Origin of the sequence: Cellulosimicrobium cellulans, assembly GCF_016921195.1 — a bacterium.
Classification (GTDB): Bacteria; Actinomycetota; Actinomycetes; order Actinomycetales; family Cellulomonadaceae; genus Cellulosimicrobium; species Cellulosimicrobium cellulans_F.
Genome location: NZ_JAFGYF010000002.1, coordinates 204,414 through 218,388 on the forward strand (window position 1 = coordinate 204,414; position 13,975 = coordinate 218,388).

Annotated in this window: 13 protein-coding genes; 7 read left to right on the top strand and 6 right to left on the bottom strand. The window is 75.7% G+C overall.

Features of this window, described 5'->3' with window-relative positions; genetic code table 11:
• The first annotated feature begins 55 nt into the window (after positions 1-55).
• Both JN535_RS05880 and JN535_RS05885 read left to right on the top strand, forming a co-directional pair.
• A complete protein-coding gene (locus JN535_RS05880) occupies positions 56-691 on the top strand; it encodes a GNAT family N-acetyltransferase (RefSeq protein WP_205203628.1) in 636 nt (211 codons plus the stop codon).
• A gap of 82 nt (positions 692-773) precedes the next feature.
• Positions 774-2,924 carry a M3 family metallopeptidase gene (locus JN535_RS05885; protein WP_205203630.1) on the top strand — a complete coding sequence of 717 codons (2,151 nt, stop codon included), beginning with the start codon at positions 774-776 and terminating at the stop codon, positions 2,922-2,924.
• A 91-nt stretch (positions 2,925-3,015) separates the two neighbouring features.
• Here JN535_RS05885 and JN535_RS05890 read toward each other — a convergent pair whose 3' ends face one another.
• Complete coding sequence (locus JN535_RS05890) at positions 3,016-3,735, bottom strand: response regulator (RefSeq protein ID WP_205203640.1); 720 nt, start codon at positions 3,733-3,735, stop codon at positions 3,016-3,018.
• Entirely contained in the window at positions 3,732-5,060 is a 1,329-nt protein-coding gene (locus JN535_RS21485) for a sensor histidine kinase (RefSeq protein ID WP_205203642.1), read from the bottom strand. Before JN535_RS21485 ends, JN535_RS05890 begins: the two co-directional genes overlap by 4 nt.
• A gap of 167 nt (positions 5,061-5,227) precedes the next feature.
• Here JN535_RS21485 and JN535_RS05900 point away from each other — a divergent pair, with 167 nt between their 5' ends.
• The 3 genes from JN535_RS05900 to JN535_RS05910 all read left to right on the top strand — a co-directional run bounded on the left by JN535_RS05900 (position 5,228) and on the right by JN535_RS05910 (position 9,153).
• Positions 5,228-5,686: a hypothetical protein gene (locus tag JN535_RS05900; RefSeq protein ID WP_205203644.1), complete on the top strand. Its 459-nt coding sequence runs from the start codon at positions 5,228-5,230 to the stop codon at positions 5,684-5,686.
• Between the two features lie 236 nt (positions 5,687-5,922).
• Positions 5,923-7,626, top strand: coding sequence for a multicopper oxidase family protein (locus JN535_RS05905; RefSeq protein WP_205203654.1), 1,704 nt, complete (start codon positions 5,923-5,925; stop codon positions 7,624-7,626).
• 147 nt (positions 7,627-7,773) lie between these two features.
• The gene (locus tag JN535_RS05910; RefSeq protein ID WP_205203657.1) at positions 7,774-9,153 is read left to right on the top strand and encodes a M20/M25/M40 family metallo-hydrolase; all 1,380 of its coding nucleotides are present in this window, start codon (positions 7,774-7,776) and stop codon (positions 9,151-9,153) included.
• 19 nt (positions 9,154-9,172) lie between these two features.
• On the opposite strand, the gene JN535_RS05915 is transcribed toward JN535_RS05910, so the two are convergent.
• On the bottom strand, positions 9,173-10,006 hold the full coding sequence (locus JN535_RS05915; RefSeq protein WP_205203659.1) for a fructosamine kinase family protein: 834 nt from the start codon (positions 10,004-10,006) through the stop codon (positions 9,173-9,175).
• A gap of 22 nt (positions 10,007-10,028) precedes the next feature.
• Positions 10,029-10,262 carry a DUF5703 family protein gene (locus tag JN535_RS05920; protein WP_205203661.1) on the bottom strand — a complete coding sequence of 78 codons (234 nt, stop codon included), beginning with the start codon at positions 10,260-10,262 and terminating at the stop codon, positions 10,029-10,031.
• A gap of 100 nt (positions 10,263-10,362) precedes the next feature.
• Here JN535_RS05920 and JN535_RS05925 point away from each other — a divergent pair, with 100 nt between their 5' ends.
• Positions 10,363-10,674: a primosomal protein gene (locus tag JN535_RS05925; RefSeq protein ID WP_205203663.1), complete on the top strand. Its 312-nt coding sequence runs from the start codon at positions 10,363-10,365 to the stop codon at positions 10,672-10,674.
• 12 nt (positions 10,675-10,686) lie between these two features.
• Here JN535_RS05925 and JN535_RS05930 read toward each other — a convergent pair whose 3' ends face one another.
• Positions 10,687-11,655, bottom strand: a complete 969-nt coding sequence (locus JN535_RS05930; protein WP_205203672.1) for an aldo/keto reductase — start codon at positions 11,653-11,655, stop codon at positions 10,687-10,689.
• A 210-nt stretch (positions 11,656-11,865) separates the two neighbouring features.
• Between JN535_RS05930 and JN535_RS05935 the strand changes: the two genes are divergently transcribed.
• Positions 11,866-12,741: an undecaprenyl-diphosphate phosphatase gene (locus JN535_RS05935; protein ID WP_205203674.1), complete on the top strand. Its 876-nt coding sequence runs from the start codon at positions 11,866-11,868 to the stop codon at positions 12,739-12,741.
• Between the two features lie 16 nt (positions 12,742-12,757).
• On the opposite strand, the gene JN535_RS05940 is transcribed toward JN535_RS05935, so the two are convergent.
• On the bottom strand, positions 12,758-13,870 hold the full coding sequence (locus JN535_RS05940; protein WP_205203676.1) for a magnesium and cobalt transport protein CorA: 1,113 nt from the start codon (positions 13,868-13,870) through the stop codon (positions 12,758-12,760).
• Between the last annotated feature and the right edge of the window lie 105 nt (positions 13,871-13,975).

Here is a 13,975-nt window from a genome sequence, read left to right on the forward strand (position 1 = left end):
CGACCGCCGGGAATCCTGGTGACGCCACGCCGCGGGACGTGCGAGGCTCGGGCGGGTGCACCCCTTCGCCCTCGACGACGGCCACGTCCACCTGTCCGCCCCGACCCTCGACGACGCCGACGCGATCACGGCCGCGTGCCAGGACCCGGCGGTCGCGGCGTGGACCGTCGTCCCGTCCCCGTACGTGCGCCAGGACGCCGTCCAGTTCGTGTCGGAGCACGTCGGACCGGGCTGGGAGCGGGGCGACGTCCTCACGTGGGGCGTGCGTGAGAGCGCCGGTCCCTCGGGCATCGCCGGCCCCGCCGGCGCCGGGCGGCTCCTCGGGATGGTCGGCCTGAGCCTCGACGACGCGCCCGAGGGGCGGCGGTCGGCCGAGATCGGCTACTGGACCGCTCCCGAGGCGCGGGGCCGTGGTCTCATGACCGCGGCGTGCCGGCTCGTCGTCGACTGGGCGTTCGACCCGGAAGGCGGGGGCCTCGCGCGGCTCTTCTGGCAGGCGTACGTCGGCAACTGGCCGTCGCGGCGCACCGCCTGGCGGCTCGGCTTCCGGGTCGAGGGCACGGTGCGGGGGTTCGCGCTCCAGCGCGGCGAGCGGCGCGACGCGTGGCTCGGCACGCTCCTGCCGGACGACCCGCGCGAGCCGAACGAGCCGTGGCCGGCGGACGCGCCGTCGTCGGCCCGCACCGTCTGAGCGACGGGCCGCCCGGGTCGCGCGGCCGGGTGCCCCGGTGCGCGTTTCCGTCGCACCCGCTCGCGGGGTCAAGATGGGCACCATGACCTCCGAGCCCACGCGCGCCGACGCGCCCGCGCCCACCTCTGCGCCGGCCACGCCTCCCGTCCCGGTCGCCCTCGACCCGGCCAACCCGTTCGCCGCCCCGTCGGCGCTCCCGTACGAGCTCCCCGACTACGACGCGATCCGCGAGGAGCACTACCTGCCCGCGCTGCGCGCCGCGACGGCGGCCCAGCGCGCCGCGATCGAGACGATCGCGACCGACGACGCGCCCCCGACCGAGGCCACCGTGCTCGCGGCGCTCGAGCGGTCGGGCCGCGACCTCGCGCGCGTGCTCAACGCGTTCTCCAACCAGCTCTCGGCCGACGCGACGCCCGGGCTGGAGCAGATCGAGGAGGAGTTCGCGCCCGAGCTCGCGGCGCACCACGACGCGATCTACATGGACGCGCGCCTCTACGCGCGCGTCCGCGCGCTCCAGGACGCCGTCGACGCCGGGGAGCAGACCCTCGAGCCCGACGCCGCCTGGCTGCTGCACACGCTGCTGGTCCGGTTCCGCCGCTCCGGCGTCGAGCTCGACGCCGAGCAGCAGGCTCGCCTGCGCGAGCTGAACGGGCGCCTGACCACGCTCGAGGCCGCGTTCGGCCGCAAGCTCCTCGCCGGGGCGAACGCGGCGAGCGTGCTGGTCACCGACCGCGCCGAGCTGGAGGGGCTCGCCGAGGACGCCGTCGCGGGGGCAGCGGCCGCCGCGGCGTCGCGCGGGCACGAGGGGGCGTGGCTGCTGGAGATGCAGCTCCCCACCCAGCAGGGCGTCCTCGCCTCGCTCGCGCGCCGCGACGTGCGCGAGCGTGTGCAGCAGGCGTCGGAGTCGCGCGGGGCGACCGGCGACGACCACGACACGCGCGAGATCGTGCTGGAGACCGTGCGCCTGCGCGCCGAGCGCGCGCGCCTGCTCGGCTACGAGCACCACGCCGCGTACGTCGCGGAGGACGCGACCGCGAAGACGACGGAGGCCGTCGACGCGATGCTCTCGCGGCTGGCTCCCGCCGCCGTCGCGAACGCGCAGCGTGAGGCGGCCGACCTCGAGGCCGCGCTGCAGGGCGACGAGCCGGGCGCGACGCTGCGCGCGTCGGACTGGTCGTTCTACGCCGAGCGCGTGCGCAAGGACCGTTACGCGCTCGACGACGCGCTGCTGCGCCCGTACCTCGAGCTCGAGCGCGTCGTGCACGACGGCGTGTTCCGGGCCGCGAACCGCCTCTTCGGCATCTCCTTCGCCGAGCGCCACGACCTCGTCGGGTACCACCCGGACGTGCGCGTCTTCGAGGTCTTCGACAGCGAGACGCCGGGGGAGCCGGGCCAGGGCCTCGGCCTGTTCCTCGCCGACTGGTACACGCGCGAGTCCAAGCGCGGCGGCGCCTGGATGAACAACCTCGTCGACCAGAACCACCTGCTCGGTCAGAGGCCGGTCGTCGTGAACAACCTCAACATCGTCAAGCCGCCGGCGGGCCAACCCACGCTGCTCGTGTGGGACGAGGTCATCACGCTGTTCCACGAGTTCGGGCACGCGCTGCACGGCCTGTTCTCCGACGTGCGCTATCCGTCGCAGTCCGGCACCGAGGTGCCGCGCGACTTCGTCGAGTACCCGTCGCAGGTCAACGAGATGTGGGCGTGGGAGCCGTCGATCCTGCGCTCGTACGCGGTGCACCACGTCACGGGCGAGCCCATGCCGGCCGAGTGGGTGGACACGATGCTCGCGTCGCGCCAGTTCAACGAGGGCTTCGGGACGACCGAGTACCTCGCCGCGGCGCTGCTCGACCAGGCCTGGCACCAGGTCGGGCCCGACGGCGTGCCGTCCTCCGCGGCGGACGTCGTGCCCTTCGAGGAGGCTGCGCTCGACGCGGCGGGCGTCGCGTTCGCCCCGGTCCCGCCGCGCTACCGCACCACGTACTACAACCACGTGTTCGGCGGTGGGTACGCGGCCGGGTACTACTCCTACATCTGGTCGGAGGTGCTCGACGCCGACACCGTCGAGTGGTACCGCGAGAACGGCGGCCTGTCGCGCGAGAACGGCGAGCGCTTCCGCCGCGTGCTGCTCGCGCGCGGCGGCTCGCAGGACCCGCTGCAGTCCTTCCGCGAGCTGCGCGGCCGCGACGCCGACATCGCGCCGCTGCTCGCGCGCCGCGGCCTGGACGCCTGACCCGAAGGCCGCTCCCGTCGCGAGGTAGAGCCCTGGTAGCGCGAGGTAGAGGCGTGGTCGTGACCATGCCTCTACCTCGCGGACCTCGCCGCTACGTGGGCGGGGTGCCCGGACGGACCAGGCCGGCCTCGTAGGCGACGACGACGAGGCCGGCCCGGTCCCGCACGCCCAGCTTGGCCAGGATGCGGCCCACGTGCGTGCGGGCCGTCGCCGGGCTCATGAACAGCGCCGCGCCGATCTCGTCGTTGGTCATCCCGCGGCCGACGTGCGCGAGCACCTCCCGCTCGCGGTCCGTGAGCCGGTCGACGACGGCGGCGGCGAGCGCGTCGTCGCGCCGCCCCGCGTCCACGGCCTGGGCGACGACCCGCGCCGTCACCGCGGGGGAGAGCAGGGCGTCGCCCGCGGCGGCCGTGCGCACCGCGGCGCGCAGCTCGTCCGGGCTCGCGTCCTTGAGCAGGAAGCCCGACGCCCCGGCCCGCAGCGCCGCGAAGAGGTTCGCGTCGTCGTCGAACGTCGTGAGGACGACGACGTACGGGCCCGGCGCGCGGTCCTCCGCTGCCGGTGCTCCGACTCGCGGCGCCGAGCCCGAGGCCGCGTCGTCGACGATCTGGCGCGTGGCCGCGACCCCGTCCAGCACGGGCATCTGCAGGTCCATGAGGACGACGTCGGGCCGCGCGCGGCGCACGAGCGCCACGCCCTCGCGACCGTCGGCGGCCTCGCCGACGACCTCGACGTCGTCCGCGCGCTCGAGCAGCGCGCGGATGCCCGTCCGGACGAGGGGCTGGTCGTCGACCAGCACGACGCGGATCACGCGGCACCCCCGCCGGACGGCTGAGCACCCGGCGCGGAAGCGGTCCCGCGCACCGCGGCGCCCGGCGCGACGGGCACGCGTGCCCGCAGCCGGAACCCGCCGCCGTCGGGCGTCTCGGTCTCGACCGTGCCGCCCAGGACCGCGACGCGCTCGCGCAGGCCGCGCAGCCCGAACCCGTCGCGGCTCGTGGAGTCCCGACCGGCGCCCGGCGCCCCGTGGCCGTCGTCGCGCACCTCGACGGCGAGCACGCCGCCCGGCGTCCCGGCCGAGGGTTCCAGCGCCACGCGGACGACGGCGGCGCGCGCCCCGGCGTGCCGCAGCACGTTGGTCAGCCCCTCCTGCACGACCCGGTACGCCGCCGCGGCCGCGGCGGTGCCGTCGGCCGTCCCCGACGGCAGGTCGACGTCCAGGGTGACCTCGAGCCCGGCCGCCCGGGCCGTGCGCGCCAGGTCGTCGAGCCGGTCGAGCCGGGCCTGGTCCGCGAGCCCCGGGGGTGCGGTCGCCCCGCGCAGCGCGCGCACCGTGGCGCGCAGGTCCGCGAGGGCCGACGTGGTGGCCGTCCGCACGAGGTCGACCTCGGCCCGCGCGGTCGCGAGCGCGTCGGACCCTGCCGCACCGGAGGCGTCCACGTCGTCGAGCGCCTCGCGGGCGACGTTCGCGTGCAGGGAGACGACGGCGAGGTGGTGCCCGACGACGTCGTGCAGGTCGCGCGCGACCGCCTCGCGGTCGTGCGCGAGACGGTCGGCGGCCTCGAGCTCGAGCGTCTGCTCACGCAGCGCGTCGGCATGACGCCGTTGCTCGTCGCGCTGGCGACGGGCGAACGACCCGTGCCCGAGGGCGATCGCCGCGGCCATGAGCGCGACCGTCGTCGCCAGCTCGTAGCCGACGACGTAGCGGACGTCGTCGCCCTCGGCGAGCCGGAAGTACGTCGAGGCGACGACGAGCGCCGCCGCGACCCCGACCGCCCACCCGAGCCGGCCCGCGGCCGCCGCCGAGTACAGGGCGACCGAGACGGGGAGGGCGAGGCCTATCGCGGGCAGGTCGAGCGTGTAGTACGCGCAGATGACGAGCGCGGTCGCGACGAGGACCCCGACCGGGAACCGGCGCCGGCCGAGGACGAGCAGCCCCAGCACGAGGGCGATCGGGTACGCGACCCACGGGTCGGCGCGCGTGCCGCCGACGTCGGCGGCGATCGCGAACGCGACGACGTCGAACACGGCGAACCCCAGCAGGGCGTCGATCAGCCACGGCGGCGGGGCCGTGCGGGGCGACGGCCGCACGGGCCGCGGGTCGGGCCGCTCCGGCGAGGTCTCGGGGGGCTTCACGTCCACCGAGTCTAGGAAGGGCCTCCCGGGCGCGACGTCCGCCGCGGGGCGGGTCCTCGTCAGGGTGGACTACGTCGAGACGCGTACGCGTGGGGCGCGGGACGACGCATCGCGTCGCGCACCCGGGCGGACGCGGCGCCGCACCGCCGCTCCCTAGCGTCGACGGCATGAACCCGACTCCCGGACCCGCACCCCACCGCCCGGTCCCGCCCGGCCCGCCGCGACCCACGCTCGGCGAGACCGTCCGTTCGCTGAGCTGGCCGCTCGTGCTCGGTCTCGGCGCGCTCGCGCTCGTCCGCCCGCTCCTGAGCGTCACGGGACTCGACGACGCGATCGGCAGGCCCGCCGCGCCCCTGCTCACGACCCTCGTGCTCACGGTCGTGTGGGTCGTCGCGATCGTCGTCTCCCGCCCGGCGCACCCGCTCGCGACCGGCGTCGCCGTCGGGCTGGCCTACGGCGTCCTCGCGCTGGTGCTCAGCGCGGTGCTGTCGCCGATCCTCACGGGCGAGCTCCAGGGGCCCGTCGCGCACCCCGTCGCGATCGTCCCGATGCTGCTCACCAACGCGGCCTGGGGGGCGATCGCCGGGGTCGTGGCGCTCGGTCTCCTCGCCGCCCGGCGTCGCTGACCACGCCGCGGACGGCGCCTCGGCGCCCCGCCCCTCCCGACCCGTGGCCCCGACCCCCCAACACGACCCCGAGCGGCGCGCCCGCGCGCTCCGGGTCGGTTCCGGGCAGGCATACGCTTCCGACCGGACGCGCCCGGTCCCGCCCGGTCCCCGGCGTCGACAGCGTCGCCCCGCACCACCCGGCCGCCGTCGACCTGCACCCGCCGACCGCCGTCGTCCCCCCATGGAGAAGCCCGATGACCACCACGTACACCACCCCGCCGCCGGCCGTCCCGCCCGCACCCGGAGCACCTGCCGGACCGCCGGGCCGCCCCCGACGGCGTCGCGGCCCGTTCGCCCGCGTGCTCCTCGTGCTCGGGCTCCTCGTGCTCCTGCTCGTCGGGACGGTCGTCGCGGTCGTGGGCGTCGCGTGGGCGAGTGCCGCGACGAGCACGGCCGGCGCCGTCGAGTTCACGCGGCCGCTCGCCGTCCCGCCGCTCGCCGAGTCGCGCGTCGAGGACGGCGTGCGCGTCTTCGAGCTCGAGGCCCGCGAGGGCGTCGCGGACCTCGGCGCGTCCGCCCCCACGCCGACGATCGGGCTGAACGGCGACCACCTGGGCCCGACCCTGCGGGCCGCGCGCGGCGAGCGCGTGCGCGTGGAGGTGACGAACGGGCTCGACGAGACCACGACCCTCCACTGGCACGGCATGCACCTGCCGCCGGCGATGGACGGCGGCCCCCACCAGATGGTCGAGCCGGGCGAGACGTGGTCGCCCACGTGGACGATCGACCAGCCCGCCGCGACGCTCTGGTACCACCCGCACCTGCACGGGCAGACCGCGAGCCAGGTCTACCGCGGGCTCGCCGGGATGTTCCTGCTCGACGACCCGGGCGCCGCCGGCCGCCCGGCCGGCGACCTGCCGCACGAGTACGGCGTCGACGACGTCCCCGTCATCCTCCAGGACAAGAGCTTCCAGGCCGACGGGCGGCTCGACGACTCCGTCTCCTTCCTGTCGCCCGTCGGCCCGCTCGGCGACACCGTGCTCGTCAACGGCACCCCCGGGCCCTACCTCGACGTCACGACCGAGCGGGTGCGCCTGCGCCTGCTCAACGGCTCCGACTCGCGCGTCTACGACGTCGGCCTCGCCGACGGTGGCACGGTCCAGCTCGTCGGGACCGACGGCGGGCTGCTCCCCGCTCCGCAGACCGTCGAGCGCGTGCGCCTCTCGCCCGGCGACCGCGCCGAGGTCGTCGTGACCATGGACCCGGGGCAACGCGCCGTCCTGCGCAGCTTCCCGCCCGAGCTGGGCGTCAACCCGCTGTTCGAGCGGTTCTCGGGCGGTGACGACACCCTCGACCTCCTCGAGCTCCGTGCGGCCGCGACGCTCGCGCCGAGCCCCGCCGTCCCGGGCACGCTGGGTGCCGATCCGGCGGACACGCTCGACGAGGACGACGCCGTGCGCACCCGCCGCTTCCAGCTCGCCGGGGCCGCGATCGACGGGCGTTCCATGGACATGGCCCGGATCGACGAGGTGGTCACCGTCGGCGAGACCGAGGTGTGGGAGGTGACCGGGCTCGACGACACCCCGCACAACTTCCACGTGCACGACGTCCAGTTCCGCGTCCTCGACGTCGCCGGCCGGCCGCCGGGTCCGGACCTCGCCGGGTGGCAGGACACCGTCTACGTCCAGCCCGGCCACGTGACGCGCCTGCTCGTCCGCTTCGACGCCGCCGAGGGCGCCACCGACCCGACCACCCCGTACATGTTCCACTGCCACCTCCTCACGCACGAGGACCGCGGCATGATGGGCCAGCTCGTCGTCGTCGCCCCGGGCGAGCAGGCGCCGTCCCGTATCGACGGGCCCGACGGCGGTACCCACCCCGACCACCACGCCGACCTGCTCCCCGCTGACGGCACGGGCCCCCGCCGCCCCGACCCCGTCCCGCACGGCAACCACTGACCCGCGTTGGCCGAGCATGCGGCTGCGGCCCGATCCGCGCGCTGGACGAGGCCCAACCGCATGCTCGGCGGACGACGGGTGCGTCCGGGATGTGGGCGGCCGGCCGGGTGGGTCGGGCGGGTCGACGGCGGCGGGTAGCGTGTGGCCATGACCGCTCCGCACCCGGACTCCCTGGCCAGCGCCCGCACCCCGGCGACCGTCGACGTCCCCTCCGGCACCGTGCCGCGCGCGGAGGACGAGGTGGTGCGGATCTGCCGGGAGCTGCTGCGGATCGACACGTCGAACTTCGGCGACGGGACCGGGCCCGGGGAACGGCGCGCGGCGGAGTACGTCATGGGGCTGCTGCACGAGGTGGGGCTCGAGCCGGAGCTGTTCGAGTCGGAGCCCGGCCGGGCGAGCGTCGTCGTGCGCCTCGAGGGCGCGGACCCGACGCGGCCGGCGCTGGTGCTCCACGGGCACCTCGACGTGGTGCCGGCGCAGGCGGCGGACTGGTCGGTCGACCCGTTCGCGGGGGAGGAGATCGACGGCCTGCTGTGGGGCCGCGGCGCGGTGGACATGAAGGACATGGACGCGATGATCCTGGCGGTCGTGCGCCAGATGGTGCGCGAGGGGCGCAAGCCCGCGCGCGACGTCGTCGTCGCGTTCTTCGCGGACGAGGAGGCGGGCGGCGTGCACGGGGCGCGCTACGCCGTCGACCATCGGCCGGAGCTGTTCGAGGGCGCGACCGAGGCGATCAGCGAGGTCGGCGGGTTCTCGGTCGAGGTCGGTGGGCGGCGGGCCTACCTGCTCCAGACGGCGGAGAAGGGCATCGCCTGGCTGCGCCTCGTCGCGGAGGGCCGCGCGGGCCACGGGTCGCAGGTGAACGACGACAACGCGGTGACACGGCTCGCGGAGGCGGTCGCGCGCATCGGGGCCCACCACTGGCCGAACACGCTCACGCCGACGGTCGACAAGCTGCTCCGGGGCGTCGCGGACCTCACCGGGCTCCGGTACGACCCGGAGGACCCGTCGTCGGTCGCGGCGCTCGTCGCGGCGCTCGGCCCGGCGTCGCGGTTCGTCGGGGCGACCGTGCGCCACACGTCGAACCCGACGCAGCTCTCCGCCGGGTACAAGGCGAACGTCATCCCCGGCCGGGCGGAGGCGGCGATCGACGCGCGCCTGCTGCCCGGGCACGAGGAGGACGGATTCGCGACGCTGCGCGCGCTCGCGGGGGAGCACGTGCGGGTCGAGGAGATCCACCGGGACATCGCGCTCGAGGTGCCGTTCGAGGGCGACCTGGTCGACGCGATGGTCGACTCGCTGCTCGCCGAGGACCCCGAGGCGACCGTGCTGCCGTACACGCTGTCCGGCGGCACGGACAACAAGTCGCTCGCGCGCCTCGGCATCACGGGCTACGGCTTCGCGCCGCTGCGCCTGCCCGGCGACCTCGACTTCTCCGGCATGTTCCACGGGGTCGACGAGCGCGTCCCGGTCGACTCGCTGCGGTTCGGCGTGCGCGTGCTGGACCGCCTGCTGCGCACCTGCTGACGCCTCCCGGGTCGACCGCTCACGCGTCGCCGAGCAGCGCCCGGACCGACGAGCGGAGCTGCGCGCGGTAACCCCCGCCGAACAGCACCGCGTGCACGGCGACCGGGTACACCTGGTGCAGCGCGACCCGGTGGCGCCACCCGCGCGCGAGCGGGTGGGCGTGGTCGTACCCGGCGACGATCTCGTCGAGGTGGGGCGCGCCGAACAGGGCGAGCATCGCCAGGTCGGCCTCGCGGTGCCCGCCGTGCGCGGCGGGGTCGACGAGGACCGCCTCGACGGCGTCCCGCGCGTCGTCCGGCCCGGGCTCGCGCCGGGTCCAGAGGACGTTGCCCGACCACAGGTCGCCGTGCACGCGCGCGGGGGAGTCGTCGAGCGCGGGCCGGGCGAGGTCGGCGAGGCGCTCGCCCAGCCGTTCGAGGAGGCGCGCGTCCTCGGCATCGAGGGCGCCACGGTCCCGGCCCTGCCGCGCGACCGGGAGCAGCCGCGCCTCGGCGTAGAAGGTCGGCCAGTCGGGCCAGGAGCCCGTCGGCATCGGCAGCGGGTCGCCGAGCGGACCGAAGAACGCCTCGCCGGACCACCCCGGCGGCGACGCGCCCCACGAGGGGGCGCCCGCGTCGTGCACGACGGCGAGCGCCCGCCCGAACGCGTGCGCCGCCTCGGGCGTCGGCGCGGCGGGCAGGACGCGCTCGAGATCGAGGCGCGTCGGGCTCACGGCGAGGACCCGCGCGACGCGGGGCCCGCCCGCGACGCGGAGCCAGGCGAGCCCGGCGGCCTCGCAGGCGAAGAACCCCGGCGGCGCGTCGGCGCGGGACTTGGTGAAGACGCCCGGTGGCGCGCCCCCAGGACTCCTCATGGTCCCGGGATCAGAGGGTCGATCACAGCGTCGAGCTGACCCGGATGATCTTGCGCCGCAGCCAGACGCGGCGCTCGCCGCCGACGTACAGCCGGGTGCGGGCCAGCTCCCAGCGCCCGTACTCCGCCTCGTCGGTGAGGAGCTTGCGCGCGTCCGACCGGCTCGTGGAGCGGTCGATCGTCAGGACGCGGTACTCGTACTGCCCGCCGTGCGCGGCCCATCCGGACCGCCGACGTGACGTCGGCCTCTCCTCCACGTGCCACCGTCCTCTCTCGCCTGTCTCGGTCTCGGCCGGGCGGGAGAACCTGCCCGGCTAACGAGTGCCATTGTGCCCCTCTCGGCGCTACCGTCAGGGTATGACCGCTGACCCGCGTGCCGCGCTCGACCGGTTCATCGCCGCGCTCGAGGCCCACTACAACGCCGTCGCCGCACGTCGCGGCGAGGACGACCCGGCCGTCGACGACGCCTACTACGTGCTCGCGGACGCCTTCGAGGTCTACGACGAGGCGCTCGGCCAGGTCCACGGGGAGGCGACGCCGTTCTACCTCGCGGAGGAGGACGACGACGAGGACGACGAGGACGACGACGAGGACGAGATCGACGACCTCGACGACACGCTCGACGACGACGTCCTCTCCGGCGAGCTGGAGACCGACGGCGCGCGCTGACGCGCGGCGCCGTCACCACCGCTCGGGGTAGCCGACCTCCAGGTCGCTCACGTCGTCGAGCGCCGCACGGACCGCGTCGGGGAGCTCGAGGTCGGTCGCGGCGAGCGACGTGCGGAGCTGGGCGGGAGTGCGCGCACCGACGATCGCGCTCGCCACGGTGGGGCGGCCGAGGAGCCACGACAGCGCGACGTCGAGCGGGGCGCGCCCGAGCCCGTCGGCCGCGGTGACGACGGCCTCGACGATGCCGGACGAGGACTGGTCCAGGTACGGCTCGACGAACGCCGCGAGGTGCGGGGACGCGCCGCGCGAGTCCGCGGGGAGCGAGCGGCGGTACTTGCCCGTGAGGACGCCCCGGCCGAGCGGCGACCACGCGAGCAGGCCGAGGCCGAGCGACTCGGCCGCCGGCACGACCTCCCGCTCCACGCCGCGCTGGAGCAGCGAGTACTCGAGCTCGACCGCGGCGAGACCCACGTCGTCGGCGCCGCCGAGCAGGGTCGCCGCGCGCGCCGTCGCCCACGCGGGATGGTTGGACAGGCCGACGTAGCGTGCGCGCCCGGACGTCACGGCGTGGCGCAGCGCGGACAGCGTCTCGGTGAACGGGGTGCTCGGGTCGGGCGCGTGCACGAGGAACAGGTCGACGTGGTCGGTGCCGAGTCGCGACAGCGAGTCGTCCAGCGAGTCGAGGAGCGCACCGCGCGACGCGTCGAGGACCGGACCGCGCGCGGTGTGGCGCACGCCGGCCTTGGTGCACAGGAGCACGTCGCGCCGGTCGACCTTCGTCCCGAGCAGCGAGCCCAGGAGCGACTCGGCGTCCCCGTCGGCGTACGAGGCGGCGGTGTCGACGAGGGTCCCGCCCGCGTCGACGAAGTCGCGCAGCTGCTCGGCGGCGTCGAGCTCGTCCGTGTCCCGGGCCCACGTCATGGTGCCGAGACCGAGCTCGGAGACGCGCAGACCGGTGCTGCCGAGGTGGCGGTGTTCCATGGGAGCCGAGGGTACCGGCGGAGCCCGGCGCGCGATCGTCGGGGCGCGCGGCGGACGTCCGGGAGGAGCGAGGTTCACCCGGGCACGAGGCCCGCCGGCCCGGTCGGCGGGACGGTGTTCACCCACCCGTCGTGCGGCGTTCATCCGGGCGCTCCGCCCCGAGCGACGGCATGCCGGAGGGGCCTGTGGGAGCGGGTATCGTGGCCGCTCGTGAACGCGTGGGAAGCCGTCCTCCTCGGCCTGGTCCAGGGCCTGACCGAGTTCCTCCCGATCTCCTCGAGCGCGCACCTGCGCATCGTGGGCGAGCTCATCGGCTCGCAGGACCCGGGGGCCGCCTTCACGGCGATCACCCAGATCGGGACCGAGACGGCGGTCCTGCTGTACTTCCGGCGCGACATCGTCCGGATCTGCGTGGCGTGGTGGCGCTCCGTGCGCGGCGACCACGGCACCGACTGGCGGTCGCGCCTCGGGCAGCACGACCACGACGCCGCGATGGCCTGGTACATCGCCCTGGGGTCGGTCCCGATCGTCGTGCTCGGCCTGCTGTTCCAGGACGCGATCGAGAACACGTTCCGCAACCTCTACCTCACGGCCCTCATGCTCGCCGTCTTCGCGCTCCTGCTCGGCTGGGCCGACCGGGTCGGCGCCAAGCGCCGGTCGCTGCGCGAGCTCTCGCCGGGCCAGGCCGTCGCGTTCGGCTTCGCGCAGGCGCTCGCGCTCGTGCCCGGCGTCTCACGGTCCGGCGGGACGATCACGGCCGGGCTGCTCATGGGCTTCACGCGGGAGGCGGCGGCGCGCTACTCGTTCCTCCTCGCGATCCCGGCGGTCATGGGCTCGGGCTTCTACCAGCTCTTCAAGGCCTCGGACGAGCCCGCGCCCGGTGCGCCGGGCGCGGGGGCCACGCTCATCGCCACGCTCGTCGCGTTCGTCGTCGGGTACTTCGTCATCATCGCGTTCCTCAAGATCGTCTCGACGTTCAGCTACACGCCGTTCGTGGTCTACCGCCTGGCGCTCGCGGCGCTCGTCGTGCTGCTCCTGCTCACCGGCGTCCTCGAGCCCGGTGGGACGGCCGCGTCGACCCCGTAGTGCGTCGCGCGCCCGGTCAGAGCCACCCCACCCGCTTGAACACCCGGTAGAGCACCAGGCAGCCGCCCGCCATGAGTGCGAGCGCGAACGGGTAGCCGAACGCCCAGTGCAGCTCGGGCATGTCCTGGAAGTTCATGCCGTAGACGCCCGCGACGATCGTCGGGTAGACGAGGATCGCGGCCCAGGCCGAGATCTTGCGCATGTCCTCGTTCTGGCGCACCGACACCTGCGACATGTGGACCTGCAGCATGTCGGAGAGCAGGTCGTCGTGCGCGTCGAGGTGGCGGTCGATCCGCTCGACCGTCGACACCACGCGCTCGAGCATGCGCCGGTTCACCCCGAGGTGGTCCGGCACGTCGGGGTCCAGGAGCTCGGGCAGCTCGGCGGTCACGGGCATGAGGGCGCGTCGTGCCTCGGTGATCTCGCGCTTGAGGTCGTAGATGCGCTCGACCGGGTCCTCGCGCCCCTGGTCGAACACGACCCGTTCGGTGTCCGCGACCGCGTCGCCCAGGCCGAGCTCGACCTCCGACGCGCCGCCCACGATGGCCAGCACGGCGGCCGAGACGATGCGCCGGACCGGTGCACCGCGCGGGTCGCCCGGTGCCCCGAGCTTGTCGAGCATGGCCGCGTGGACGTCCGCGTCGCCCTCCTCGGCGGTGAGGACGACGCCGGGACCGAGGAGCGCGGCGAACTGGCCCGTGTGCACCTGGCGGTCGGACTCGGTGTACCAGGCCGTCGGCGTGACGAGCAGGAGCCAGTCCGCGGCGACCCGGCGCACGTGCGCGAGCGGGCGGTGCGTCCGGCGGGACAGCTCGTGACGCGTGGTCCCGGGGCTCGTGGCGACCTCGCAGGCGGCGTCGAGCACCGCCTCGAGGTCCGGCAGCCGGGCCCACGTGGCCGGACCGCGGCCGTCGAGCCGGTCACCACCGCGGGACGCGTCGCCGTGGGGCGCGTCGTCCTGCCGTGAGGTCTCGCCGCGGCGCAGGTCCGGGAGGGTGGCCGGGTCGGCCGGGTGGACGCCGCCCGCGCCCGGGTCGACCGTCCACGCCCCGAGCACGCGGGTCGTCCGACGCGTGCCGGAGGCGTCGGGGGGCGGGGTGCCGACGAGCGGGTCCGTGGAGTTCGTCACGTCCGCATTGTCCCGCGCCCCGCACCGACCTGCCCGGGCGCGTGGCGTCGCCGTCCGTCAGCCTTCCGTGCCCCTGCGTGCGTCGCCCGCGTGCCGGACGACGGT